This is a genomic window from Mycobacterium bulgaricum (assembly GCF_041287165.2).
Taxonomy (GTDB): domain Bacteria; phylum Actinomycetota; class Actinomycetes; order Mycobacteriales; family Mycobacteriaceae; genus Mycobacterium; species Mycobacterium bulgaricum.
Window position 1 is genome coordinate 1 of sequence record NZ_JBGGKV020000018.1, and the last position, 24,687, is coordinate 24,687.

At 67.9% G+C, this 24,687-nt stretch carries 22 protein-coding genes; 12 read left to right on the plus strand and 10 right to left on the minus strand.

The annotated features are described in order from the left end of the window. Nucleotides 1–222 precede the first annotated feature (222 nt). Nucleotides 223–1,296: a redox-regulated ATPase YchF gene (ychF, locus tag ACAG24_RS27430; RefSeq protein WP_370475885.1), complete on the minus strand. Its 1,074-nt coding sequence runs from the start codon at nt 1,294–1,296 to the stop codon at nt 223–225. Nucleotides 1,297–1,378: 82 nt separating this feature from the next. On the opposite strand from ychF, the gene ACAG24_RS27435 reads away from it, so the two are divergent. Beyond that, nucleotides 1,379–2,464: a DUF6542 domain-containing protein gene (locus ACAG24_RS27435; protein ID WP_370475886.1), complete on the plus strand. Its 1,086-nt coding sequence runs from the start codon at nt 1,379–1,381 to the stop codon at nt 2,462–2,464. A gap of 64 nt (nt 2,465–2,528) precedes the next feature. Here ACAG24_RS27435 and ACAG24_RS27440 read toward each other — a convergent pair whose 3' ends face one another. Continuing rightward, the gene (locus ACAG24_RS27440) at nt 2,529–4,301 is read right to left on the minus strand and encodes a penicillin-binding transpeptidase domain-containing protein (RefSeq protein ID WP_370475887.1); all 1,773 of its coding nucleotides are present in this window, start codon (nt 4,299–4,301) and stop codon (nt 2,529–2,531) included. Continuing rightward, nucleotides 4,298–5,299 (minus strand): 4-hydroxy-3-methylbut-2-enyl diphosphate reductase, encoded by a 1,002-nt coding sequence (locus tag ACAG24_RS27445; RefSeq protein ID WP_370475888.1) that lies wholly within the window; start codon nt 5,297–5,299, stop codon nt 4,298–4,300. The genes ACAG24_RS27440 and ACAG24_RS27445 overlap by 4 nt, the downstream gene beginning before the upstream one ends. Before the next feature lie 52 nt (nt 5,300–5,351). On the opposite strand from ACAG24_RS27445, the gene ACAG24_RS27450 reads away from it, so the two are divergent. The 5 genes from ACAG24_RS27450 to ACAG24_RS27470 all read left to right on the plus strand — a co-directional run bounded on the left by ACAG24_RS27450 (nt 5,352) and on the right by ACAG24_RS27470 (nt 9,306). Then, the gene (locus ACAG24_RS27450; RefSeq protein ID WP_370475889.1) at nt 5,352–5,942 is read left to right on the plus strand and encodes a lipid droplet-associated protein; all 591 of its coding nucleotides are present in this window, start codon (nt 5,352–5,354) and stop codon (nt 5,940–5,942) included. A 16-nt stretch (nt 5,943–5,958) separates the two neighbouring features. Continuing rightward, entirely contained in the window at nt 5,959–7,197 is a 1,239-nt protein-coding gene (xseA, locus tag ACAG24_RS27455; RefSeq protein WP_370475890.1) for an exodeoxyribonuclease VII large subunit, read from the plus strand. Then, entirely contained in the window at nt 7,194–7,406 is a 213-nt protein-coding gene (locus ACAG24_RS27460) for an exodeoxyribonuclease VII small subunit (protein WP_370475891.1), read from the plus strand. The genes xseA and ACAG24_RS27460 overlap by 4 nt, the downstream gene beginning before the upstream one ends. A gap of 63 nt (nt 7,407–7,469) precedes the next feature. Continuing rightward, on the plus strand, nt 7,470–8,582 hold the full coding sequence (locus tag ACAG24_RS27465) for a 3-beta-hydroxysteroid dehydrogenase (protein WP_445206234.1): 1,113 nt from the start codon (nt 7,470–7,472) through the stop codon (nt 8,580–8,582). Nucleotides 8,583–8,595: 13 nt separating this feature from the next. After that, the gene (locus tag ACAG24_RS27470; RefSeq protein ID WP_370475892.1) at nt 8,596–9,306 is read left to right on the plus strand and encodes an alpha/beta fold hydrolase; all 711 of its coding nucleotides are present in this window, start codon (nt 8,596–8,598) and stop codon (nt 9,304–9,306) included. On the opposite strand, the gene ACAG24_RS27475 is transcribed toward ACAG24_RS27470, so the two are convergent. The 3 genes from ACAG24_RS27475 to ACAG24_RS27485 form a co-directional block, all read right to left on the minus strand. Then, nucleotides 9,277–11,625, minus strand: coding sequence for a putative bifunctional diguanylate cyclase/phosphodiesterase (locus ACAG24_RS27475; RefSeq protein WP_370475893.1), 2,349 nt, complete (start codon nt 11,623–11,625; stop codon nt 9,277–9,279). The genes ACAG24_RS27470 and ACAG24_RS27475 overlap by 30 nt on opposite strands. 397 nt (nt 11,626–12,022) lie before the next feature. After that, on the minus strand, nt 12,023–14,365 hold the full coding sequence (locus ACAG24_RS27480; protein WP_370475894.1) for a putative bifunctional diguanylate cyclase/phosphodiesterase: 2,343 nt from the start codon (nt 14,363–14,365) through the stop codon (nt 12,023–12,025). 230 nt (nt 14,366–14,595) lie between these two features. Then, nucleotides 14,596–15,060, minus strand: coding sequence for an SRPBCC family protein (locus ACAG24_RS27485; protein WP_370475895.1), 465 nt, complete (start codon nt 15,058–15,060; stop codon nt 14,596–14,598). Between the two features lie 88 nt (nt 15,061–15,148). On the opposite strand from ACAG24_RS27485, the gene ACAG24_RS27490 reads away from it, so the two are divergent. From ACAG24_RS27490 to ACAG24_RS27500, 3 genes are read left to right on the plus strand one after another with little or no spacing between them, the layout of a single operon-like run. Next, nucleotides 15,149–15,925, plus strand: a complete 777-nt coding sequence (locus ACAG24_RS27490) for an SDR family NAD(P)-dependent oxidoreductase (RefSeq protein ID WP_370475896.1) — start codon at nt 15,149–15,151, stop codon at nt 15,923–15,925. Next, nucleotides 15,922–16,761 (plus strand): SDR family oxidoreductase, encoded by an 840-nt coding sequence (locus ACAG24_RS27495; protein ID WP_370475897.1) that lies wholly within the window; start codon nt 15,922–15,924, stop codon nt 16,759–16,761. The genes ACAG24_RS27490 and ACAG24_RS27495 overlap by 4 nt, the downstream gene beginning before the upstream one ends. Before the next feature lie 43 nt (nt 16,762–16,804). After that, nucleotides 16,805–18,010 (plus strand): AI-2E family transporter, encoded by a 1,206-nt coding sequence (locus tag ACAG24_RS27500; RefSeq protein WP_370475898.1) that lies wholly within the window; start codon nt 16,805–16,807, stop codon nt 18,008–18,010. Between the two features lie 17 nt (nt 18,011–18,027). Here ACAG24_RS27500 and ACAG24_RS27505 read toward each other — a convergent pair whose 3' ends face one another. Both ACAG24_RS27505 and ACAG24_RS27510 read right to left on the minus strand, forming a co-directional pair. Then, a complete protein-coding gene (locus tag ACAG24_RS27505; protein ID WP_370475899.1) occupies nt 18,028–18,846 on the minus strand; it encodes a dienelactone hydrolase family protein in 819 nt (272 codons plus the stop codon). A 13-nt stretch (nt 18,847–18,859) separates the two neighbouring features. Beyond that, nucleotides 18,860–19,597 carry a DUF4245 domain-containing protein gene (locus tag ACAG24_RS27510; protein ID WP_370475900.1) on the minus strand — a complete coding sequence of 246 codons (738 nt, stop codon included), beginning with the start codon at nt 19,595–19,597 and terminating at the stop codon, nt 18,860–18,862. 55 nt (nt 19,598–19,652) lie between these two features. Here ACAG24_RS27510 and glpX point away from each other — a divergent pair, with 55 nt between their 5' ends. The 3 genes from glpX to ACAG24_RS27525 all read left to right on the plus strand — a co-directional run bounded on the left by glpX (nt 19,653) and on the right by ACAG24_RS27525 (nt 22,503). Next, on the plus strand, nt 19,653–20,681 hold the full coding sequence (glpX, locus tag ACAG24_RS27515; protein ID WP_370475901.1) for a class II fructose-bisphosphatase: 1,029 nt from the start codon (nt 19,653–19,655) through the stop codon (nt 20,679–20,681). A gap of 34 nt (nt 20,682–20,715) precedes the next feature. After that, nucleotides 20,716–22,131, plus strand: a complete 1,416-nt coding sequence (locus ACAG24_RS27520; RefSeq protein WP_370475902.1) for a class II fumarate hydratase — start codon at nt 20,716–20,718, stop codon at nt 22,129–22,131. A gap of 150 nt (nt 22,132–22,281) precedes the next feature. Then, nucleotides 22,282–22,503, plus strand: a complete 222-nt coding sequence (locus ACAG24_RS27525; protein ID WP_370475903.1) for a hypothetical protein — start codon at nt 22,282–22,284, stop codon at nt 22,501–22,503. Between the two features lie 14 nt (nt 22,504–22,517). Here the strand turns inward: ACAG24_RS27525 and ACAG24_RS27530 are convergent, their stop codons facing one another. Both ACAG24_RS27530 and phoH2 read right to left on the minus strand, forming a co-directional pair. Then, the gene (locus tag ACAG24_RS27530; RefSeq protein WP_370475904.1) at nt 22,518–23,252 is read right to left on the minus strand and encodes a polysaccharide deacetylase family protein; all 735 of its coding nucleotides are present in this window, start codon (nt 23,250–23,252) and stop codon (nt 22,518–22,520) included. Further along, on the minus strand, nt 23,249–24,589 hold the full coding sequence (gene phoH2 / locus ACAG24_RS27535) for an RNA 5'-3' helicase PhoH2 (protein ID WP_445206235.1): 1,341 nt from the start codon (nt 24,587–24,589) through the stop codon (nt 23,249–23,251). The genes ACAG24_RS27530 and phoH2 overlap by 4 nt, the downstream gene beginning before the upstream one ends. Nucleotides 24,590–24,687: the final 98 nt, after the last annotated feature.

The window sequence follows — 24,687 nt, forward strand, 5'->3', positions numbered from 1 at the left end:
TCCGTGACAACCGGACCTGGCAACCTGATTCACCCCCGGTCACCGCCGCGGCTTGACTTCTTCATTGAGAGTCCTTTCGTCCGCCGATGGTCTATCGGCGCAATGGAGTCGGCGCACCAATGGGTGCAGCACCCCATCGAGGACATGTCCTGCGAGCGCAGGCCTCTCCGCAATGATTCAGGTGATCGTCACCTGGAAGCGCGAACGGACATTAACACGCCGCTACACGTTGAACCGGAACTCCACCACGTCGCCGTCAGCCATCACGTAGTCCTTGCCCTCCATCCGGACCTTGCCCGCGGCCTTGGCCGCCGCCATCGACCCGGCCTCGACGAGGTCGTCGTACGAGACGATCTCGGCCTTGATGAAGCCCTTCTCGAAGTCGGTGTGGATGACGCCGGCCGCCTTGGGCGCGGTGTCGCCCTGATGGATGGTCCACGCCCGCGCTTCCTTGGGCCCCGCCGTCAGATACGTCTGCAACTTCAGCGTGTGAAAACCCGCTCGCGCCAACGCATCCAGGCCCCGCTCGGTCTGACCGATCGACTCCAGCAGCTCCGCGGCCGACTCCTCGTCGAGCTCCTGCAACTCGGCCTCGATCTTCGCGTCGAGGAACACCGCATCGGCCGGGGCCACCAGTTCGCGCAGCGCCGTCACCCGCGCCTCGTCGGTCAGCACGGACTCGTCGGCGTTGAACACATACAGAAAAGGCTTGGAAGTCATCAGGTTCAGCTCGCGCAGCAGGGACACGTCCGTCCCCGCTGAGAACAGGGTCTTGCCCGTGTCGAGCACCGCGTTGGCCGCTTGGGCGGCCTCGTAGACGGGCCGGCGGTCCTTGTTGGTCCGCGCTTCCTTCTCCAGCCTCGGCAATGCGCGCTCCAGGGTCTGCATGTCGGCGAGGATCAGCTCGGTCTCGATCACCTCGATGTCGGACTTGGGGTCGACCCGGCCGTCGACGTGGACGACGTCGTCGTCGGCGAACACCCGGACCACCTGACAGATCGCGTCGCTCTCGCGGATGTTGGCGAGGAATTTGTTGCCCAGGCCCGCGCCCTCGGAGGCGCCCTTCACGATGCCCGCAATGTCGACGAACGTGACGGGCGCCGGCACGATCTTCTCCGAGCCGAACATCTTTGCCAGTTCGGTGAGCCGCTCGTCCGGGAGCGCCACCACGCCCTCGTTCGGTTCGATCGTCGCGAACGGGTAGTTGGCAGCCAGCACGTCGTTGCGCGTCAGTGCATTGAACAGAGTCGACTTACCGACGTTCGGCAGTCCGACGATTCCGAGATTGAGGCCCACGGAGTCCACAGTGTAGGCAATGTGATCGCCACACCATCGCGCGCTGGCGACGAGTAGTTGCTCAAGCCAGTAGGGTCGACGTGTGTCAGGACAGCGCGCCCGGTCGGCAGTGGCCGCCGATCACCGCTCCGCACACCCCAATGTCGCAGGGATTCCGTGGTGGGGTGCGGTTCTGACCGCCGTTTTCGCCGCCGCGATCGGCTTCGCTTTCGACGCGGGTTCCGGCGGCGGGCACTTGACCGCCGTGTTCGCGTCGCTCTATGTCATCGGCTGCCTGGTCGCGGTCCTGGCAGTCCAACAGTCCGGTCTGTTCACCGCGGTGATCCAGCCTCCGCTGGTGTTGTTCGTCACAGTGCCCGGGGCGTACTTCCTGATGCACAGCAGTGAGATCCAGGGGCTGAAAGACATCCTGATCAACTGCGGCTACCCGCTGATCGAACGCTTTCCGTTGATGTTCTTCACCTCCGCTGCGGTGCTGCTGATCGGTTTGGCGCGGTGGTACTTCGGCAAGGCGGCACGCACCGCGCCCGCGAAGGAACCCGAGCGCGCCCCGAAGGATGCCGGACCCGGCCTGTCCGCGAAGTTGTCCGCGTTCTCGGGGCTTCTCGGTGGCAAGACCGACGAGTCCGACGAGGATCCCAAGGAGCGTCGCGCCGCCGACCGGCGCCGTGCCCGCCAGTCGAAGCCGACGGCTGCGAAGGCACGCGGCGAACGGCCGGCCAAGCGAACTCCTCCGCGGTCGCGGCACCCCCGTGCCGCCGAGACCGAGATCATCGAGCCCGTCATCGACGACCGGCCGCGCCGGCGCCGCGAACGGCTCAGCGAGCCGCCACCGTCCGAGCCGCGCCGCCGCCCCCGGCCACCGTCATCGCGGGAGCCGCGCGAGCGAGAGTCGCGTGAGCGGGAGCCCCGCGAGCGGGAGCCACGCGAACGCAGGGCCCGCTACGAGCGCGACGACCGCTACGAACGTGCCCGGCGTGAACGTCCTGTGCGGCGCAGCCGGTACGACGAGTACGACTCCTACGACCCGTACGGGTCGTCGACCTCGCACCATCCGGTCTCACGGGTGCGCTACCGCGGCGAGGACTCCGAGGAACGCGGTGAGTACCGGCCTCGCAGGCGTGCATCCCGCGATGCCGAGGCCGACCGCTGGGAATACGACATCTGACGGCTCGGCGAGACTGAAACCACTCGCACTTCCTCTGCTGGAATGCAGTGTCGGCGCGAGGCCGTCAGGGAACCGCGCGCAGGAACCGACCCGCCGCGTCCACCGCAGGGGTGGAACTGCCTGCGTCGCTGACGAATACGGCCAGGGCAAGATCACCCCGGATGCCCACGAACCAGCCGTGGGCGTGGGTGGCCCCGTCCTGGGCGACGTACTCGGCCGTGCCCGTCTTGCCGAGCATTCCCGGGATGTCCTGCAGCTGGGTCGCGGTGCCGCCGGTGATCGTCTCCCGCATCATCGCCTGCACCTGCTCGTCGACAGCCGCCGGCACCGGATCCGGCGCGCGGTCGGGCACACCCGGTTCGCCGTCGACGATGGTCGGGGCGGGCACCGAGCCGCGCGCCAGCGTCGCGGCGACCAACGCCATCCCGAACGGCGACGCGGTGACCTTGCCCTGGCCGATGCCCTCCTCGACGCGCAGCGCGGACGTGTCGGCGACGGGCACCGAGCCGGTGACGGTGGTCATGCCGGGGGCGACGAAGTCGATGCCGAGACCGAGCTGCGCGGCCGCCTTGGTCAACGCGTCCGGTGGGAGGTCGACCGCGAGGCGGCCCATCGTGGTGTTGCACGACCGCGCGAACGCGGTGTGCAGCGGGACGTCCCCGAGCTCGAAGTTGTCGTCGTTGGGGATCTGCCTGCCCTCGATGTTCTCGGTGCCCGGGCAGCCCACGATGCTGTCGGGGGTGACCTGGCCGGCCTGCAGCGCCGCCGACACCGTCACCGTCTTGAACGTCGACCCCGGCGGATAGAGGCCGGTCAGCGCGATCGGCCCCTGGGCGTCGGCGGGGGCGTTCTGGGTGACGGCGAGCACATCGCCCGTCGACGGCTGAATCGCGACGATCGCGGCGGGGGTGGGTAAAGGCGCCAGCGCCGCCTCGCCGGCGAGCAGCATGCCGGCGTCGAGGGTGCTGGCGATGTCGCCGACAGCTGCGGCGTCCTGTCCGCCCACCCGCTTCGGGCCGGTGGCGGTTTCCGCGGTGACCGCCCAGCCGGCGGCGCCGTCGGTGCGCTGCTGCCACAGGTCGGACAGTCCCGCCAACGTGGGCGACGTCAATGCGCGGTCGGTGGCCAGCAGCCGGGTCTGCGGCCGCAGTGTGACGTTCGGCAGCGCTGACAGCTGTGCCTGGATCGGTGCCAGGTCGTCGTCGCGAAGCGTAATCGCGGTGACCGGCTCACCGGCGGCCAGCTCGTCGGTCAGCGACTGGGGCGTGATCGCCGGGGCGATCGGATTGAGCAGCGACGCAACGGTATTGACATCTGCGCCGGGTGCGATGTCGACCAGGGTGACGATGTGCTGGGTCAGTAGCTCGGCGCCGGTCCGGTCCAGCACCCGGGCCGCGGGTACCGGCGCGAGAGTGCTGAACGACAGCGGCCCTTCGTCGAGCCCGGGGGCGACCGCGGCGGGGTTCCACTGGATTGTCCAGTCGTCGCCCTGCTGGGTCGCTGTGCCGTCGGCGGTGTAGCTCCACTCGATCGTCTTCTCGGGACCGAATTTCCAGGTGGCCGACACCGTGAAGCTCGCCTGGTTCTCCTCGCGCTGCGAGCCGGTGACCGCGAACTGGACGTCCTTGCCGAGGCTGGCGTACAGCTTGTCCAACGTGTCGGCGGCCGCGGTCTCATCGTTCGTCAGCGCGGCAGCGGCCTGCGCGTCGCCGCGGGTCAGCGCCTCGGCGAAGCCCTGCACCGTCGAGGTGAGGCGGTCCTCGGCATCACTGCAGCCCGAGACCAGGAGCAGGACGGCGAGGAGGACGAGCGCGGTGCCGCGTCGCAGGGCCGTCACTGGCGAGCCGGGCGGATCTCTCGGGGCAGGGCGAAGACGAGTGTCTCGTTCGCGGTGGTCACCGGCTGCACGGTGCCGTAGCCGTGCTCGGCGAGACGATCCAGTACGCCGCGCACCAGGATCTCGGGGACCGACGCGCCGGAGGTGACACCGACGGTGGTGACGCCCTCCAGCCAGGCCGGATCGATGTCCTCGGCGTAGTCGACCAGATGCGCGGCGTGGGAGCCCGCGTTGAGCGCTACCTCGACCAGGCGCACCGAGTTCGACGAGTTCTTCGACCCGACGACGATCACGAGGTCGCATTCCGGCGCCATCGCCTTGACCGCGACCTGACGATTCTGCGTGGCATAGCAGATGTCGTCGCTGGGCGGATCCTGCAGCGTCGGGAACTTCTCGCGGAGCCTGCGCACGGTCTCCATCGTCTCGTCGACGCTCAGCGTGGTCTGCGAGAGCCAGATGACCTTGTCGGGATCGCGCACGGTGACGTTGTCGACCGCATCGGGGTTGTCGACAACCTGAACGTGATCGGGCGCCTCGCCCGCGGTGCCGACGACCTCCTCGTGGCCTTCGTGGCCGACGAGCAGGATGTCGTAGTCGTCGCGGGCGAAACGCTTCGCCTCGTTGTGCACCTTCGTCACCAGCGGGCACGTCGCGTCGATCGTCTGCAGGTTGCGGGCCTTGGCCTCGACGTGGACCGTCGGCGCGACGCCGTGGGCCGAGAACACGACGATGGCACCCTCGGGCACCTCGTCGGTCTGCTCGACGAAGATCGCGCCGGCCTTCGCCAGCGTGTCGACGACGTAGCGGTTGTGCACGATCTCGTGCCGTACGTAGATCGGGGCTCCGTGCTTTTCGAGGGCGCGTTCCACGGTCTCGACGGCGCGGTCGACGCCGGCGCAGTATCCGCGTGGCTCGGCCAGCAACACGCGTTTGCCGGTCGTCCGTTCAACGACCGAGCTCGCGGCGCCCGGGATCCCCATGTTGACAGTCGGCGGCATGACACCAGGGTACTTACCTGCCCCTCCAACCGCCCAGCCGTAGGCTGTGAGCATGTCAACTGCACCGTATGGGGTCCGCCTGCTCGTGGGCGCGGCAGTGACCGCCATCGAGGAGACCCGCAAGCTCCCCCAGACGATCCTCATGTACCCCATGACCATCGCCAGCCAGATCGCGCAGCTGGTCATGAAGATGCAGCAGGACGTCGCCGTCCTGGTGATCAAGGGCGACGAAACCCTGGAGTCGATCTTCCCACCCAAGGACGAACAACCGGAATGGGCGACGTTCGACGACGACGTGAGCGTCGCCGACGGCGTGGACGCCGACGGTGCGGCCGATGTGGTGGAGCTGCCCGTGCGCGACGGCGATCGCCTCACCGAAGGGCGCTTCGCGCTGTTCAGCGGCGACCCGGAGCCGGCGAAGGCCACCGAGACGTCCACCACGGCCGAGCCGTCGGAGGATGCCCCCGAGATCGTCGCCGAGATCGAATACGAGTCGCTGACGCTGGCGCAGCTGCGGGCTCGCCTGACGTCGCTGCGCGTGCCCGACCTGGAGGCGCTGCTCGCCTACGAGGAGTCGACCAAGGCACGCGCCCCGTATCAGACGCTGCTGGCCAACAGGATCACCCGCGCTTCGGCGAAGTGACCCGGCGAGCCGGGAAGTGAGCACCGACGCGGCGCCCGGGCAGTCTGCGGACAACCCGTTCCCGGTCCGTGGGGTGGCAATCCGCGTCGCCGGGTGGATCGACAAGCTCGGCGCGGTCTGGGTGGAGGGCCAGATCGCGCAGTTGACGCTGCGCCCGAACTCCAACACCGCGTTCATCACGCTGCGCGACCCGGCAGCCGACATGTCGCTGTCGCTGACGTGTCCGCGCGACCTGGTCGTCAACGCGCCCGTCCGGATGTCGGACGGCACGCAGGTGATCGTCTACGGCAAGCCCAGCTTCTACACGGGCCGCGGCACCTTCTCGCTGCGCGTCACCGAGATCAGGGCGGTCGGCATCGGTGAGCTGCTGGCGCGCATCGAGCGGCTGCGCAGGCTGCTCGACGCCGAGGGGCTGTTCGATCCGCGCCTGAAGCGGCCCATCCCCTTCCTGCCGGACACGATCGGGTTGATCACGGGGCGGGCGTCGGCCGCCGAGCACGACATCACCGCCGTCGCGTCCAGTCGGTGGCCCGCTGTCCGGTTCGCCGTCCGCAACACCGTGGTGCAGGGGCCCAACGCGGTGCCCCAGATCGTCGAAGCCCTGCGCGCACTCGACGCCGACCCCGAGGTCGACGTCATCGTGCTGGCGCGCGGCGGCGGCAGCGTCGAGGATCTGCTGCCGTTCTCCGACGAGACGCTGTGCCGCGAGATCGCCCGGTGCACGACGCCGGTGGTCAGCGCGATCGGTCACGAGCCCGACAACCCGATCTGCGATCTGGTCGCCGACCTGCGCGCGGCGACGCCGACCGATGCCGCGAAGCGGATCGTGCCCGACACCGCGGCCGAGCAGGCGCTGATCACCGATCTGCGCCGGCGCAGCGCCCGGGCGCTGCGCAACTGGGTGAATCGGGAAGCGCACGTCGTCGCGCAGTTGCGGAGCAGGCCCGTGCTGGCCCGCCCGCTGTCGGCGATCGACGCGCGTGCCGACGAGATCAGGCGCGCGCGCAGTGCCGCCCGGCGCGACATCACGCGATTCATCACCGGCGAGTCGGACCGCGTCGGCCACTTGTCGGCCCGCCTGATGACACTGGGGCCGGCAGCGACGCTGGCGCGGGGTTACGCGGTGGTGCAGGCAGTGCCCGCCTCCGGTGATCCGCATGTGGTGCAGTCTGTCGCGGATGCGCCGCCGGGGACGCGCCTGCGGGTGCGGGTGGGCGACGGCGCGGTGCTGGCGACGAGTGAAGGTGAGCAGTGAAGCCCATTAGTGAACTGGGATACGAGGAAGCCCGCGACGAACTCATCGACGTGGTGGAGCGTCTCGAGCATGGCGGGCTCGACCTGGATGCGTCGCTGAAGCTGTGGGAACGGGGTGAACAGCTGGCCAAATGTTGTGAGGAGCACTTAGCTGGCGCGCGTGAGAGAGTCGAGAAGGCGATCGCGGCCGACGACCCTGCCGAAGATTGACGCGGGAAAGATCCCGGAGACGGGATCTCGAAATTGGAACACGTTTCAGTTATTCTTCCCGGCATGGGTGACGCATCGCTGCAGACAGACCTCGGCCGGGTTCTGGTTACCGGGGGTTCAGGCTTCGTAGGAGCGAACCTGGTCAGCGAACTGCTGGACCGCGGCCTGGAGGTGCGTTCCTTCGACCGGGTGCCGTCGCCTCTTCCCGCCCACCCCCGCCTGGAGGTCTTCCAGGGAGACATCACCAGCGTCGACGACGTCGCCGCCGCGGTCGACGACATCGACACCGTCTTCCACACCGCGGCCATCATCGACCTGATGGGCGGCGGCTCGGCCACCCAGGAGTACCGCCGGCGCAGCTTCGCCGTGAACGTCGACGGCACCAAGAACCTCGTGCATGCCGCACAGAAGGCCGGTACGAAGCGGTTCGTGTACACCGCCTCCAACAGCGTCGTGATGGGCGGGCAGCGCATCGCCGGCGGGGACGAGACGTTGCCGTACACCGAGCGTTTCAACGATCTCTACACCGAGACCAAGGTGGTCGCCGAGAAGTTCGTGCTGTCCCAGAACGGCGTCTCGGGCATGCTGACGTGCTCGATCCGACCCAGCGGAATCTGGGGCCGCGGCGATCAGACGATGTTCCGCAAGGTGTTCGAGAGCGTCCTGGCCGGGCACGTCAAGGTGCTGGTCGGTAGCAAGGACGTCAAGCTGGACAACTCCTATGTGCACAACCTCGTGCACGGTTTCATCCTGGCCGCCCAGCACCTCGTCGAGGGCGGAACCGCGCCCGGCCAGGCGTATTTCATCAACGACGGCGAACCGATCAACATGTTCGAGTTCTCCCGCCCGGTGGTCGAGGCCTGCGGCGAGCCGTGGCCGACGGTCCGGATACCCGGACGGCTGGTGTGGTTCATCATGAAGATCTGGCAGTTCCTCCACTTCAAATTCGGGCTTCCCAAGCCGCTCCTGGAACCCCTTGCAGTGGAACGGATTTACCTCGACAACTACTTCTCCATCGCCAAAGCCGAGCGCGACCTCGGCTACACGCCGCTCTTCACCACCGAGCAGGCGCTGGCGCAGTGCACGCCCTACTACGTGGAACTGTTCCACCGGATGAAGTCCGAGTCCGGCCACCCCGCCGTCCAGGCCGCGGTGCCCGCACCGCCGAAGGGCTGACACACTACGGCGCATGCCGCAGTATCACGTCGCCGACAGCGACGGCGCACGGATCCGCTTCCTCGATTCCGGCGGCGACGACCGCGGTGCGCCGATCGTGTTCGTCCCCGGCTTCACCTGCGTCGCCGAGGACTACCTCGAGGTCCTACCGCTGTTCGGCCGCCGGACGATTGTGATCGAGCTCCGCGGCCACGGTCAAAGCAGCGCTCCGCCAGGCGATTACGACTCTGACACGCTCGGCCGCGACGTCGGCGCGGTCATCGACACGATCACCGACGGACCTGTGCACCTCGCGACGTTCTCCCGCGGTACGCCCTACGCGCTGGTGTGGGCGCTGGCGAATACCGGTCGGGTCCGCTCACTGGCGATCGGTGATTATGTGCCCGAGGAGATCGAGCTCACCGACGACATCATCGTCGGACTGCTCGACGGGCGCTGGCGCGGAACACCGGTGCACGAGCGGGTCGACCGCCAGGCCGGCATCGCGACCTTGCAGTCGGCGCGGACGCAGTCGTTCTGGGAGCCGCTCGCACGATGGCAGCCTCCGCTGCTCGCGGTGCGCGCCCTGGGCTCGCCGCTGATCGACGACGCCACCTGGGCCCGCTACCGATCTCTGTACCCGTCAGCCCGACTGCACGAATTCGCGGACTCACCGCACGACATCTTCCGGCCCGAGCGGGGCCGCTATCCGCGCCTAGTCCGCGAGCACGTCGACTCGGCGTGACGGCCGGGGGGCCGAGGAGATCAGAGCCGGCACCCCGTCCCCCGCGACGGGCCTGCCGAAGTAATAACCCTGAGCGATGTCACACCGCTTGTCGCGCAACCAGAATGCGGTGGCGGCCTCTTCGACTCCTTCGGCGACCACGGTGATGCCCAGATCCTGCGCGAGGTCGATGACCGCCGAAACGACGGCGGCCGCACGCGGATTCACGGTCACCGGCGCCACGAAGGAGCGGTCCAGCTTGACCTCGTCGATCGGCAGGTCGCGCAGGTAGGACAGCGCCGAGTAGCCGCTGCCGAAATCGTCGACGGCAACCCGGATTCCGCAGCCGCGCAACTGATGAAGGACATCGGTCACCGTCCCGAGATCGTCGACGACGAGGTCTTCGGTGATCTCGACGGTCAGCATGTCGGCAGCCAGACCGCGCTCGCCCAGGGCGTCGAGAAGCCGCCCCGGCAGCTGCGCGTCACGCAAGGTCGGCGCGAAGAGGTTGACCGCCACCGGTATCCGCACGCCTTGGGCCATCCAGTCCGCGGCCGCGTCGAGCACCATGTCGATCACAAGCTCTGACACCGGTCGCATGAGCCCGTGCTGACGGACCAGCGACATGAACGCGCCCGGGTTCAGCAGCCCGAGCCGCGGATGGGGCCACCGCAGCAGCGCCTCGACACCGATCATGCTGCCGGTCCGCAACGCGACCTTGGGCTGATAGACCATCTCCAGCTCGCCGGCATCGATGGCGTGACGCAGCTCGCCGAGAAGCTGCACCTTGGCCGCGCCGGCACCGGGCGATCGATCCGGGTTGTCGGCGATCAACTCCGCATCGGGCGCGGGCAGCGTCATGTCGGGGTCGAAGGTGTGGACCCGCGACGAGCGCGACTTCTTCGCGGTGTACATCGCCAGATCGGCCCGTTTGATCAAAGTCTCTGCTCCGAGCGCCGGCTCGTCGGGTGAGGCCACGGCGACGCCGATGCTGGCATGCATCAGAATTTGATGACCGTCGACGGTGAAGGGTTCGGCGAAGGCCTCCGCGACCCGTTGCGCGATCAGATCCGACGCATCGGCGTCACCCTGGAGCAGCAGCGCGAATTCGTCGCCTCCGACTCGGGCCACGACGTCACCGCTGCGCACACACGCGACGATGCGACGTCCGGCCCCGACCAGGAGACTGTCGGCCACCGGATGTCCCAGGCTGTCGTTCACGAGTTTGAAGTCGTCGAGATCGATCGAGATCACGGCGAGCCAGGGGCGGTCCTGCGCCTGCAGCGTCAGCGCGTGTGACAACCGGTCGTGGAACACCGTCCGGTTCGCCAAGCCGGTCAACGGATCGCGCAAGGCCCGCTCGGCCGCAACCGACAGCAGGTGGCGGTTCTCCCATGCCGCCACCGCCTGCCGCAGGCATACCGCGAGCGTCATGAGGGGCACGATGAAACGTTCGACGCCGGACATGACGAGCAGCGGCCCGACCGTGCCCGCCACCATGAACGGCATGTACGGCAGCCACACCGACACGCCGGGAGGTACGGAGAGCGACCGGCGGCGCGGAACGTCGGTGAGCCGGGCCAGTTGCGCCGCGGCGGCCAGCAGCACAAGACCGGCGGCCCATCCGATGTCCAGCATGCTGCCGGTCGCATAGGTGCCGTTGACCACGGCATGAGCGAATCCGATGTCGGAAACGGTGGTCAGGGCGAACGCAGCCACGACGAGGATCAGCACACTCCGGTCGCGCGTGTCGGAACGCACCAGGACGGACACCGCGACCCCGAGGGCCACGATGTCGAGCGTCGCATAGAGCATCGCGATCACGAGCGTGGTCCGATCGCCCTGATGGTCGTCGTAGACGTCCTGCAACGCGATGATCCAGGCGAGCAGGAACGCCGCCAGCGCAATGGTCACGCCGTCGAGCGCGACCCGCAGCTTCGAGTGCCGGGTGGACCCCATCCCGTACCGCGCCATCGTCAGCAGGGAAAGCACCGCAAGCGCGGTGAACAGCAGATAGAACGCGTCGGCGAGCGAAGGGAAGGGCCGCGGGTGCGCAGCGCTCTCGCGTACCAGGCAGACCAGGTCGCCGGCGACGTAGGCGGCCAGTGCACACGTGATGAGAAGCCATGACCGGCGAGGGCGCCCCGCTGCATGCCGGGCGGCCAGAGCCGCGTAGATCGTTGCGTAGCAGGACAACATCAGCGTGATGACGTTGGCGATGGTGCGCACCATGAGCCCGCCCCCATCGTCGACGGTGAGCAGGACTGCCAACCCGACGGCCAGCCCGATCGGTATCCACAATCCGCGCCTCACCAGAGGCCGCATCTGGCCAATACTCACGGCGCCCCCATGCAACTGTCACCGTGCACTCGAACGGACGGTCACGGGTTTGCTCACCCTACGGGATCACCCGGGATGAATTCGCGCACATGACGTGACTGCCGCGGCGGTCCTGCACGTCGCGACATGTTTCCTATGAGAAAAGTCACCAAACTTCTCCGTCCGTGTTCTTGCGACTTCAAGGTACGTCCAGCCAGCATCCGACGTTCTGATGGACGCCGATCCCACGTTGCTCCGCGGAGCAAGCGCCCAGACCGTGTCCGCCGAGGCGCACCCGTGTGCACAGGCTCACTCCACGCGGCATCCGGATTTGCCAGAAAAATTGACGGTGGCGCCCCTGCGCTACCGTCCCGCCGGCGTGAGCCACACCGGTGGCCGGTGCGTCACGTGCTGACGATCAGCCGAGACCCATCGGCTCGGTGAGATCGGCTGATATGCGCACCAGATCTGCCACACCGGAGGCATCCATGGGCCGCCCGAAGTAATAGCCCTGGCCGATGTCGCATCCCCTGTCGCGAAGCCAGGTGGCCGTCGCGGCCTCCTCGACGCCCTCGGCCACGACGGTGATCTGCAGATCGTGAGCGAGCTCGATGACGGCGCGCACCACCGCGGCGGCACGGCCGTCGCGATGCACCGGAGCGATGAAGAAGCGGTCCAGCTTGATCTCGTCGATCGGGAGATCCCGCAGGTAGGACAGTGCCGAATAACCGCTGCCGAAATCGTCGATCGCCACCCGTATCCCGCGGTCGCGCAGTTGGCGCAACACCTCGGTCACCGCGGCCAGATCACTGAGGACGAGATCTTCGGTGATCTCCACCGTCAACAGGTCGGTGGGCAGATCACGCCGGATGAGCGCGCGAGAGAGGTTGGCCGGCAGCTGCATGTCGCGGAAGAACGGGGCGAACAGGTTGACCGCCACCGGGATTCGCGTTCCGGACGCGTGCCACCGGACAGCGTCTTCGAGCACCTTGTCGAGGACGAGATTGGTGACGGGCCGCATCAATCCGTGCTGACGCACCAGGGACATGAACGAATCGGGCGCCAGCAGGCCCCGCTGGGGATGCGGCCATCGCAGGAGAGCCTCGACGCCGACGATGTGGCCGTTTCGCAGACACACCTTCGGTTGATAGGCCATCGTCAGGTCGCCGTTGTCGATGGCGTTGCGCAGCTCGCCGAGGAGCTGCACCTTGGCCGCGCCGGAGACGTGGGGCAGTTGTTCGACCTCGCCGGTGATCTCGGCGGGGTGGCCCACATGCAATGCCATGTCGGCGTCGTAGGTGTGCACCAGCGACGAGCGCGACTTCTTGGCTGCGTACATGGCCAGGTCGGCGCGTTTGATCAGGGTCTGCGGACCGATGTCCGCCTCGTCGGGCGGCGCCACAGCGACGCCCACGCTGGGCCGCATCAGGATCTGGTGGCCGTCGACGACGAACGGTTCGTTGAATGCCTCGACCACGCGCTGCGCGATCAGGTGCGCGTCGTCGACCTCACCTTCGAGCAGGAGGGCGAATTCGTCACCCCCTACGCGCGCCACCGTGTCACCGGTCCGTACGCAGTCGAGGATCCGCCTACCGGCCTGGATGAGCAGGCTGTCGGCAGCGGGATGCCCGAGGCTGTCGTTGACCAGTTTGAAATCGTCGAGATCGAGCGACACGACGGCGACGCGCCGGTCGTCGCGCGAACGCAGCATCAACGCGTGCTCGAGGCGATCGTTGAACAGCGTCCGGTTCGCCAGGCCGGTCAACGGGTCTCGCAGAGCCTGGTTCGCAGCGTGCGACAGGAGCCTCCGACTCTCCCAGGCCGCCACCGCCTGCCGCAGGCAGACGGCGACCACCACGACGGGCACGACGAATTTCTCGGCGCCGGACATGATCATCATCGGGCCCACGGTTCCGGCGAGCAGCAGGGGAATGTAGGGCAGCCACAGCGAGGCGTTCGACGGCACCACCAGCGACCGCGGACGGAGCGGGGGCGCCGAACGGCTCACCAGGGCGGCGGCGGCGAACAGGCACAGCGCGACGACCCACCCGATGTCGATGAAACTGCCGGCTTCATAGCGGTCGGCGGCCACGAGATAGGCGAACGCGACATCGCTGGCGGTTGTGACGGCGAGAGCGACGGCCAACAGCGCCAGCACCGATCGCTGGCCGCGGGCGGCGCGGGCGAGCACTGCCACTGCCACCGCGAGCGCCACGATGTCGGCGACCGGGTAGAGCAGCGCCAGCACCAGGTCCAGCTTGTCGTCGCGATAGGCCTCGTAGACGCTGCGCAGCGCGAAGATCCACGCCAGCAGAAAGACGCAGAGGCCGACCGTGATCCCGTCGAGCGCGATGCGCAGCTGTGCCTGCCGCCTCGGCCCGGTCTCGAAGGATCCCAGACTCAGGATCGCGTAGATCGCGAGCGCGATGAACGAGAAGTAGAAGAAATCCGCCGGTGAGGGATAGGGCGACATGTGCAGCACGTAGTCGCAGACCAACCAGATCAGGTCACCGATCGCCCAGGCGGCGAGGGCGCCGGCCATCAGGCTCCACGCCGTGCGCAGTCGCCCCTCGGCGGAACGTGCGGCGAGCACCGCGCACGTCGTCACGAACGTGGACAATCCGACGGTCGCGAATTCGTAGGCGATGCCGACCGGCTCACTGACACGTGCGAAGACGAGCAGAACCGCAAATCCGGCCGTCAGTACGACCGGTACCGCTGTCGACGGCCTCGTCAAAAGCCGGAAACCGCGTTCATCCACGGCGCTCCCATGCCCTACCACTGCATTCCTAGTCGCTGACGCTATCCCAATACCGACCGGCGAACGTGCGTTTGGCCATCCTGCGCTGGCGACAGCAGTGTTTTCCGACACATCGCGGTAGGTATGGCTAACTAAACCACCCTGAGAAGTCCGATGCGGACCACACCCTCGACCCGCCGGCTCCGGCCTCCGGCTGCGACAGGGCCAGGAAGCACCTCACACCCAGATGCTCAGGTTGATTCGGCCGCCTTCTTGATCGCCGCGAGCGTGGCGGGGATGCCGTCGCGCGCCGCGTCGCTGCGCTTGGCGATCTCGGCGTCGGCGTCGTCCCCGAACCGTTCCCGGAATCCTTCGAGCCCCTTGTCGAGGAATTCCCACGATTCGGTGAGACGGGTGCCGTCGCCCTCGGGTTCGAACGTGTAGCCCCAATACACCCAGCCGTTGTTGACCTCCCAGGCGAAGGTGCGGCCGGGGTCGGCGGCCACCACCTGGCTGCGGGTCTCCCACGTCCGCTCCGGAAGCTCGTTGCGGCCGGTGAACCAGGCGCCGACCTGTGGACCTTGGCCCTCGTCCCACCAGCAGGCCTTGCAGATCGGACTCCACTCACCCATCCGGGTCACGTCGGACACCATGGCGTATAGCTCGTCCGGCGACACAGCCACGGATATCGACTCTGATCGCTTCAATTCGGTCACGGCCCGAGTCTGCCATCAGCTATTGCGCTTTCATCGGCCGAGTGTGAGGTTGGAACGCGTTCTAGTCCGCAATCGAGAGGCCAACTGGATGAGCAACGGTAGCGAGCGCAGCCCGAGGGAAGCCGTCGTCATCGGCGGCGCATCGGGCATCGGGTGGGCGACGGCCCAGGCCCTTGCGGCCGAGGGCTGTCGCGTCACGATCGCCGACCTCAACGGCGAGAGCGCCAGGGACCGCGCGTCGGAGCTGGGGGCCGCGCACGCGACGGTCGACGTCACCGACGAGGACTCGGTGCAGCAGCTCTTCGACGGCATCGGCCCGCTGGACATCGCGGTCAACTGCGCAGGGTTCAGCAATGTCGGACTGATCACCGACATGCCCGCCGAGGACTTCCGCGCCGTCATCGACGTCTGCCTCAACGGAGCGTTCATCGTCGCCAAGCACGCGGGAAGGCATCTGCGCGAGGGCGGCTCGCTGATCCAGATCAGCTCACTCAACGGCAGGCAGCCCGCCGCGGGCATGAGCGCGTACTGCGCGGCCAAGGCCGGGCTGTCGATGCTGACGCAGGTGGCGGCGCTGGAGATGGGCCCACGCGGCATCCGGGTCAACGCCGTGGCGCCCGGATTCGTCCACACCCCCCTGACCGCGGCGGCCGCATCGGTGCCCGGTGTCGTCGAGGACTACGTCGACAACACGGCGCTGGGGCGCGCGGGCACACCGGAGGACATCGCGAATGCCGTTGTGTACCTGAGCTCCCCGGGATCTTCCTGGCTCACCGGCGAGGTGCTCGACATCAACGGCGGCGCCCACCTCAAGCGCTACCCCGATGTCATGGGCCACGTGATGCGACTGGTGGAGCAGTCGTGAGCTTCGCCGGCAAGCAGGCAATCGTCACCGGTGGCGGTTCCGGGATCGGCGCCGCGCTGTGCCGCGCCCTCGACCTGGCCGGTGCGTCCGTGCTGTGCACCGACATCGACCCCGACGCCGCCGAGCGCGTCGTGTCGACCCTGAGCTCACGCGCGCGGGCCGCGCGTCTCGACGTCACCGACGCCGCCGCGGTGCAGGCCGCCATCGATGAGGTTGTCACACGAACCGGCCGACTGGATCTGATGTTCAACAACGCTGGCATCGTGTGGGGCGGGGACACCGAGTTGCTCACCCTCGACCAGTGGAACGCCATCATCGACATCAACGTGCGCGGCGTCGTCCATGGCGTCGCGGCGGCGTATCCGCTGATGCTCAAGCAGGGACACGGCCACATCGTCAACACCGCGTCGATGGCCGGGCTCACCGCCGCAGGTCAGGTCACCAGCTACGTCGCGACCAAGCACGCCGTCGTGGGCCTGTCGATGGCGCTGCGCTCGGAGGCGGTGCCGCGCGGAGTCGGGGTGCTGGTGGTCTGTCCCGCCGCGGTGGAGACCCCGATCCTGGACAAGGGCGCCGTCGGCGGCTTCGTCGGTCGCGACTACTTCTTGCAGGCCCAGGGCGGCAAGCCCTACGACGCCGACCAGCTCGCTCGCGACACCCTGCGTGCGATCGAACGCAACAGGGCGATCCTCGTGAAACCGACTGTCGCCCATACCCAGTGGTGGATGGCACGCCTGGCGCCAGGGTTGATGAACCGCCTGGCGATGCGCTTCGTGGCAGGCCAGCGGACGCGGCAGGTCGATCGATCGCCGTCGGGGATCGCCGGTCCGAGTTAATGTGGCGACGGCCTCCAGGCGTGCGGGGGCCGGGAGGGCGCACATGAAGGACGACTTCAGCCTCACCCAGAAGCGGGCGCTGGCAGTCCTGACGGTGGTCGCGCTCGGGTTCGGCGCGTACTTCCTGCGCGGCTACATCCTTCTGATCGCGATCGCAGCGGTGCTCGCCTACCTGTTCGCACCGCTGTATCAGCGGCTGCGCACGAAGACGAACGTCGGTGTATCGGCGACCCTGACGCTGCTCGCGGCCATCGCGACGGTGGCCCTGCCGCTGGCCGGCGTCGTGTTCCTCGCAATCCTTCAGATCGACCAGGCCGTGAACAGCGTCAGCCGCTGGGCCGAGCAGACCGACTTCACCGCACTGGCGCAACAGCTACTCGATTCAGCCAATCAGCTGCTGGCCCGCGTCCCGTTCATGAACATCACGCTCACACCGGATTCGGTGCGCGAGGCGGCCACCACGCTCGGGCAGAACGCCGGCGAGGTCGCGCTCGGCGTTGCTCGCGATTCCGTCGGCGGACTCGCCGCGACCGTCACCGCGCTGGTGATCTTCCTCTACGTCTTCCTCGCTCTGCTCACCAACGGAGACAAGGTCGTCGCCCTGTTCCGGGACCTGAATCCGTTGGGAGAAAACGTCTCCGACATCTACCTCGCGAAGGTGGGTGCGATGGTCTCGGCGACGGTCAAGGGACAGTTCATCATCGCCGTGTTCCAGGGCGCGGCGGGCGCGATCTCGATCTACATCGCCGGTTTCCACGACGGCTTCTTCATGTTCCTGATCTTCCTGACCGCGTTGTCGTTCATCCCGCTCGGCAGCGGCATCGTCACCATCCCCGTCGGGATCCTGATGGCGGTGTTCGGCAACGTAGCCGGCGGCATCTTCGTCGTCGTGTTCCACGTCGTGGTCGTGACGAGCATCGACAACCTCCTGCGCCCGTTCCTGGTGCCCAAGAGTGCCCATCTGCATCCTGCGCTGATGCTGCTCGCGGTGTTCGCGGGCCTGCAGATGTTCGGCTTCTGGGGAATCGTGCTCGGTCCTGTGCTGATGATCGTGATCGTGACGACGATCAGCGTCTACCTCGTCGTCTACAAGGACGCGTCGACGGATTCGCTCACCGGGACGAGCGCCGACCCGGCGGACGACGAAGCGGAGCGTCAGGTGCCGTGGTGGCGAAGGATCCTGCCGGGTAAGCCGAAACCCCCGCAGGCGGCGAAACCCGAAGAGGACCCCGAACCGGCTCCCGCCTGATCAGAGCAGCGGCCTGATCAGAGCAGGCGCTCTTTGAGGAACGCGACCACGCGCTTACGCGCCTCGTAGGCCGGGTGACCGTCGACCTCGCGCACCTCAAGGGTCAGCACCGAGTGCGCCATCTTGCCGAACGCGTGCTCATTGCCCTTCTTCGAGTCGATCTCGATCACCTCGAACGCATCACCGAGCCGGTTCTTCAGCGTCGTGAACCGCGCGCCGGGCGCCAGCGGGTCCTCGCTGAAGCGAAGACCCAGCGCGCACAGACCCTCCTCGGCGGCACGCTTCTCGACGATCTTCAGCTCGGCTTCCGAGAGCCCCGGGTCGGCGCGCTGTTTGGCGGTCAACCCGATGGGCAGCGACGGCTGGCTGAGCACTGGCGCCAGCACGCTGTCGTCCACCGCGGCCGCCAGCGCAAAACCGCCACTCCAGCATTCGCCGATGACGCCGACACCCTTGCCGGGCGAGTGCTCGTTGAGATCGCGCGCCAGCGCTCGCAGATAGTGGGCGACAGGCCGGTCGGCGTTCGTGGCGAACGCTGCGAATTCCTTTGCCACGCAACCGCGCACCATCACCGGAACCGCGCCCGGCCGGACCCCCGGCGCCCCGGGGGTGCCGTAGAGCGAAGGGGCGGCCACCGTGAAGCCGTTGTCTACCAGGTGGTTTCCGAGTGCGAGAACCCCCGGGTGCAGGCCTGGCATCTCCGGGATGAGTACGACGCCGGGGCCCTCGCCCTTGCGATACACGTCGTAGGTGAACCCGGCAGCGGAGAACGGCGCGGCCGCCCATCCCGTGAGATCGGCTTCGGGAGCCGTCAGGCCGGCGTAGCGGTCGGTCATCGAGTCTCCCGGGCTAGGTGACAGTCAACGGCGGCTGGGACTGCGTCGCCGCAGCCAGCGTACGGTACTCATCCGTACCTGCGGCGCCTGTCACCGCAAGTTGCGCGGGCCCGGTCGGCCCGCGGACCTCCGCGGTCCACACCGGCTCGTTCGGTTTGCCGTCGACCTCACCGCCCTCGTAGACCACCCAGCGGACACCGTCGACATCCTGGGTCCCGGTGGGCACCAGGTCGGGGCTGAACGACGCGATCAGCTTGTCCTCGTCGGCGTTGCTCTGGGTGATGCTCAGATACATGCCACTCGGCGTCAGGTAGCCCACGACGGAGCCGACGGCGCGCACGGGCTGGCCCGTCACCGGATCCCGGCGACCGCCCTCGATCCCCTTGCGGCTACCCGAGTTGGCGGCCCAGCCCTCGGGAAGCTGCGGCACCCGGATGGGGATCTTCAACGCGTCGGCATCGGCCTGCAGCGCCGCGGGCGCGTCGTAGTCGGGCGCGGGCCCCGGGCCCGGCCCCGTCGGCGCGAACGAACACATTCCGAGCACACCGGCGAGCACCACGCAGGCCACCACCAGCGGCGCCATGGACCAGAACATGTCGCGGCCGTCCTGCAGAAGACGAGACTTGGCGGCCTTCGGTGCCGGCATCGCGTAGCCCTCGACGGGCGTGCCGGCACCGTCGTGGCCTGCGATGTCGGGCTCGCGACCCGGGTCACCGGCGACCTCGTGGCCCGGCTCGGGCGGCGTCGTCATGACAGCCAGTATCCCAGCTCTCAATTGCAGAACCCCTAATGGGAGAATCTGGCGCATGAGCGCCTCGCGACGTGAAGCCCCTGACCGCAACCTCGCCCTGGAGCTCGTGCGGGTCACCGAAGCCGGCGCCATGGCGGCGGGCCGGTGGGTTGGTCGTGGCGACAAGGAGGGCGGCGACGGCGCCGCCGTCGACGCGATGCGCGAACTGGTGAACTCGGTGTCCATGCGCGGCGTCGTCGTGATCGGCGAGGGCGAGAAGGACAACGCGCCGATGCTTTACAACGGCGAAGAGGTCGGCAACGGCGACGGACCGGAATGTGACTTCGCCGTCGACCCCGTCGACGGCACCACGCTGATGAGCAAGGGCATGCCGAACGCGATCTCGGTGCTCGCAGTGGCCGAGCGCGGCGCGATGTTCGACCCGTCGGCAGTGTTCTACATGCACAAGATCGCCGTCGGTCCCGACGCGGCGGACGTCATCGACATCAACGCACCGATCGCCGAGAACATCAAGGCGGTGGCCGCTGTGAAGAAGTCCAGCGTCCGCGATCTGACCGTCTGCATCCTCGACCGCCCGCGGCACACCCAGCTGATGGCCGACGTCCGCGAGGCGGGCGCCCGCATCCGGCTGATCTCCGACGGCGACGTGGCCGGCGCCATCGCGGCATGCCGCCCCGGATCCGGGACCGACATGCTCGTCGGCATCGGCGGCACGCCGGAGGGCATCATCGCCGCCGCAGCGATCCGCTGCATGGGCGGCGCCATCCAGGCCAAGCTGGCGCCCACCGACGACGACGAACGCCAGAAGGCGGTCGACCGGGGTTACGACCTGGACCGGGTGCTCAATACCGAGGACCTGGTGTCGGGCGAGAACGTCTTCTTCTGCGCCACCGGCGTCACCGACGGCGACCTGCTCAAAGGTGTGCAGTACTACGGCGGCGGCTGCACCACGCAGTCGATCGTGATGAGGTCGAAATCCGGCACGGTCCGGATGATCGAGGCCTACCACCGGCTGGCCAAGCTCAACGAGTACTCCGCCGTGGACTTCACCGGTGACAAGACCGCTGCATACCCCTTGCCGTAACCCCCGTTAGTCAACCGACACGAACAGGAAGCGAATGCCCGACAAAGAGGTCGACAGCACGGAATACCGGATCGAGCACGACACCATGGGTGAGGTCCGGGTGCCCAAGAACGCGCTGTGGCGAGCCCAGACGCAGCGCGCCGTGGAGAACTTCCCCATCTCGTTCCGGCCGCTGGAGCGCACCCAGATCCGCGCACTCGGCCTGCTCAAGGGGGCGTGCGCGCAGGTGAACAAGGACCTCGGCCTACTGGATGCCGACAAGGCCGACGCGATCGTCGCCGCGGCGGCCGAGATCGCCGACGGGCAGCACGACGACCAGTTCCCGATCGACGTGTTCCAGACCGGCTCGGGCACCAGCTCCAACATGAACGCCAACGAGGTGATCGCGTCGATCGCGGCAGCGGGCGGTGTGACCGTCCACCCGAACGACGACGTCAACATGTCGCAGAGCTCGAACGACACATTCCCGACGGCGACGCACATCGCGGCCACCGAAGCCGCTGTGCGGCACCTGATTCCGGCGCTGGAGGTGCTGCACGAGTCGTTGGAGGTCAAGGCCCGCCAGTGGAAGACGACGGTGAAGTCCGGCCGCACCCACCTGATGGATGCCGTCCCCGTCACGCTCGGGCAGGAGTTCGGCGGCTATGCCCGTCAGATCGAGGCCGGCATCGAGAGAGTGAAGTCGACCCTCCCCCGCCTCGGCGAGCTCGCGATCGGCGGCACCGCCGTCGGGACCGGGCTGAACGCGCCCGATGGGTTCGGCGAGAAGGTCGTCGAGGTGCTCCGGTCACAGACGGGCATCGAGGAGCTGCGCCCGTGCGTCGACCACTTCGAGGCCCAAGCCGCGCGTGACGGCCTCGTCGAGGCGTCCGGTGCGCTCAAGACCATCGCGGTCTCACTGACCAAGATCGCCAACGACATCCGCTGGATGGGCTCGGGTCCGCTGACCGGCCTCGGCGAGCTCCAGCTCCCAGACCTGCAGCCGGGCAGCTCGATCATGCCCGGCAAGGTCAATCCCGTATTGCCCGAGGCGGTTACGCAGGTCGCGGCGCAGGTCATCGGCAACGACGCGGCCGTCGCCGTCGGCGGCCTGTCGGGTGCGTTCGAGCTCAACGTCTACATCCCGATGATGGCGCGCAACATTCTCGAGTCGTTCGAGTTGCTGGCCAACGTGTCGAAGTTGTTCGCCACCAAATGCATCGACGGCCTGGTCGCCAACGACGAGCGGCTGCGCGAGCTGGCGGAATCGTCACCATCCATCGTGACCCCGCTGAACTCGGCGATCGGGTACGAGGAGGCCGCCAAGGTCGCCAAGCAGGCACTCAAGGAGAAGAAGACGATCCGGCAGACGGTCATCGACCGCGGCCTGATCGGCGACAAACTGTCCGAAGAAGAGCTGGACAAGCGCCTCGACGTGCTGAAGATGGCGAAGGTGAAGCAGGGCGACTAGTCCGTCGCCGCGTGCGAATTTTCGTGGCGGTAGATCTGCCAAACGCCTGACGAATCGTCAAGACGGGCAGAAGATTAGGGCACATCCGACTCGCCGTCAGCCCTGTGGGCTGGCGGCGGCTCGCCGCCAGGTACGAATTCAGGAGATGCGGTGACCGCTACTCTCGAGCCCGACATCACGTCCACGTCTGCTGCGCTGGTCACGACGGCCACCAGCCAGCCCGCCCTGCGGACAGGTTTTGTCATGCTGGGTCTGGCATCTCTGGTGGATCTGTCGAAAGCCAGGCACGGCTGGGGCGCCGATCGCATGTTGGCGGTTTCCGGCGCGGCGGCCGCCGGGTGGTTCTTCGTCGAAGGTCGTCGCCGCCAGTAACCGGACGCGCGCCGTCAGGCCCTGTCGCGGCTGCCGTAGAGGCTGCCCGGTGGGCGCGGGCCCAGCATCTGCGAGACCGTCACGAGGTGGTAGCCCTCGGCAGTCAGCGCCGGGACGAGCTCAGCCATCAGGTCGACCGTCGGCGCCAACGTGTCGTGCAGCAGCACCACCGAGTTCGGTCTGACCTGTGTACTCAGCAGGTGGCGGGTGGCCGCCGGATCGTTCCGGTAGTCGAGCGTGTTGACATCCCAGTTGACGACAGCCAGACCTTGGCGTCCCGCTTCGGCGAGCACCGCGTCGTCGACCGCACCGAATCCGGTGCGCGCCAACACGGATCGCCGCCCCGTCGCCGCCACGAGCGCGTCTGTGGCCCTGCGGAATTCGGCCGCGATGTCCTGCGGCGGCAGCATCGTCATGTCGAGGTGCTGCCAGGTGTGGTTGCCGATCTCCATGCCCGCCTCGGCGATGCGGCGCGCGGCGGCGGGGTCGGCAGCCACCCTGTCGCCGATCAGGAAGAACGTTGCCCGCGCGGCGTGGTCGCGCAGGATCTGCAGCAGCCGGTCGGTGTACGGGCCCGGCCCGTCGTCGAACGTCAGTGCCACGCACTTCACCCGCGCGCAATCGACGGCGTCGGCTGCGGCGGGCGGCGTCGTCACGACGAACGCGAGCAGCAGAGCCACCACCGCCAGCGATTTCGGCGTGAAAATCGCCGCTGAGCGACGATAATCACGCCGAAATCGCCCGGTCATGGCAGGGCGCCGGGGCTGATCTCCTCCAGCATCTCGGTGACCAGCGCCGCGATCGGCGACCGCTCACTGCGCAGCAGCGTGATGTGCGCGAAGAGCGGGTGGCCCTTGAGCTTCTCGATGACCGCGGCGACACCGTCGTGGCGGCCGACGCGAAGGTTGTCCCGTTGCGCCACATCGTGGGTCAGCACCACGCGCGAGCCTGCACCGAGGCGCGACAACACGGTCAGGAGCACGTTGCGCTCCAGCGACTGCGCCTCGTCGACGATCACGAACGAGTCGTGCAGCGAGCGGCCGCGAATGTGGGTCAGCGGCAACACCTCGAGCATGCCGCGCGAGAGCACCTCTTCGAGGACGGCCGGGCTGGCGAGACCTTCGAGGGTGTCGAAGACGGCCTGGGCCCACGGCCCCATCTTCTCGGACTCGCTGCCGGGCAGGTAGCCGAGATCCTGGCCGCCCACCGCGTAGAGCGGACGAAACACCACGACTTTGCGCTGCGTGCGACGTTCGAGCACGGCTTCCAGACCGGCACACAGCGCGAGTGCCGACTTCCCGGTGCCCGCCTTGCCGCCGAGCGACACGATGCCCACGGACTCGTCGAGCAGCAGATCGAGGGCGACGCGTTGTTCGGCTGACCTTCCCCGGAGGCCGAACACTTCGCGGTCGCCGCGGACCAGCTGCACCTTCTTGTCGGGGTTGACGCGCCCGAGAGCGTGAGAGTTGCTGCCCAGCAAGCGAACTCCGGTATGGCACGGAAGATCGCGGGCGGCCTCAAGATCGATCTCGCCTTCGGCGAACAGCATGTCGACGTCCTCGCCTGCCACCTCGACCTCGGCCATGCCGGTCCAGCCCGAGGTCACCACGTCCTGGGCGTGGTACTCGTCGGCGAGCAGGCCGACGGCGCCGGCCTTGACGCGCAGCGGGATGTCCTTGCTGACCAGCGTGACGCGTTTGCCCTCGGCGGCGAGGTTCGCGGCCACCGTCAGGATGCGGGCGTCGTTGCTGTCGTTGCGGAAGCCGGCGGGCAGCACCGAGGGATCACTGTGGTTGAGCTCGACGGTCAGCGTACCGCCTTCTGCCCCAACGGGAATCGGCTGATCAAGGCGTCCGTGTTCCAAACGCAGATCGTCGAGCATGCGCAAGGCCTGCCGGGCAAACCAACCCAACTCGTGGTGGTGGCGTTTGGCCTCCAGTTCGCTGATAACGACCAGCGGAACCACCACTTCGTGTTCGGCGAACCGCGTGATGGCCCAGGGATCGGACAACAACACGGAGGTGTCGAGCACGTAGGTCCGAAGCGAATCAGTCACGTAGCGCTCCTTGAGGCTGCGCGTGTTCATGCGACCCCACACGAACTACTCGGTGGACACACAAGCGGTCTCAGGACCGGGGCCGGTCCTTTCGAATCTGGACCGCCCGGACAGCAGAGCATGTCGCT

Coding starts and splice junctions, on each gene's coding strand:
- ACAG24_RS27445 (WP_370475888.1), bottom strand. CDS start 5,299: ATGCCGCCGACTGTCAACATGGGGATCCCGGGCGCCGCGAGCTCGGTC.
- ACAG24_RS27450 (WP_370475889.1), top strand. CDS start 5,352: ATGTCAACTGCACCGTATGGGGTCCGCCTGCTCGTGGGCGCGGCAGTG.
- ACAG24_RS27465 (WP_445206234.1), top strand. CDS start 7,470: ATGGGTGACGCATCGCTGCAGACAGACCTCGGCCGGGTTCTGGTTACC.
- ACAG24_RS27470 (WP_370475892.1), top strand. CDS start 8,596: ATGCCGCAGTATCACGTCGCCGACAGCGACGGCGCACGGATCCGCTTC.
- ACAG24_RS27490 (WP_370475896.1), top strand. CDS start 15,149: ATGAGCAACGGTAGCGAGCGCAGCCCGAGGGAAGCCGTCGTCATCGGC.
- ACAG24_RS27500 (WP_370475898.1), top strand. CDS start 16,805: ATGAAGGACGACTTCAGCCTCACCCAGAAGCGGGCGCTGGCAGTCCTG.
- ACAG24_RS27505 (WP_370475899.1), bottom strand. CDS start 18,846: ATGACCGACCGCTACGCCGGCCTGACGGCTCCCGAAGCCGATCTCACG.
- ACAG24_RS27510 (WP_370475900.1), bottom strand. CDS start 19,597: ATGACGACGCCGCCCGAGCCGGGCCACGAGGTCGCCGGTGACCCGGGT.
- glpX (WP_370475901.1), top strand. CDS start 19,653: ATGAGCGCCTCGCGACGTGAAGCCCCTGACCGCAACCTCGCCCTGGAG.
- ACAG24_RS27520 (WP_370475902.1), top strand. CDS start 20,716: ATGCCCGACAAAGAGGTCGACAGCACGGAATACCGGATCGAGCACGAC.
- ACAG24_RS27530 (WP_370475904.1), bottom strand. CDS start 23,252: ATGACCGGGCGATTTCGGCGTGATTATCGTCGCTCAGCGGCGATTTTC.
- phoH2 (WP_445206235.1), bottom strand. CDS start 24,589: ATGAACACGCGCAGCCTCAAGGAGCGCTACGTGACTGATTCGCTTCGG.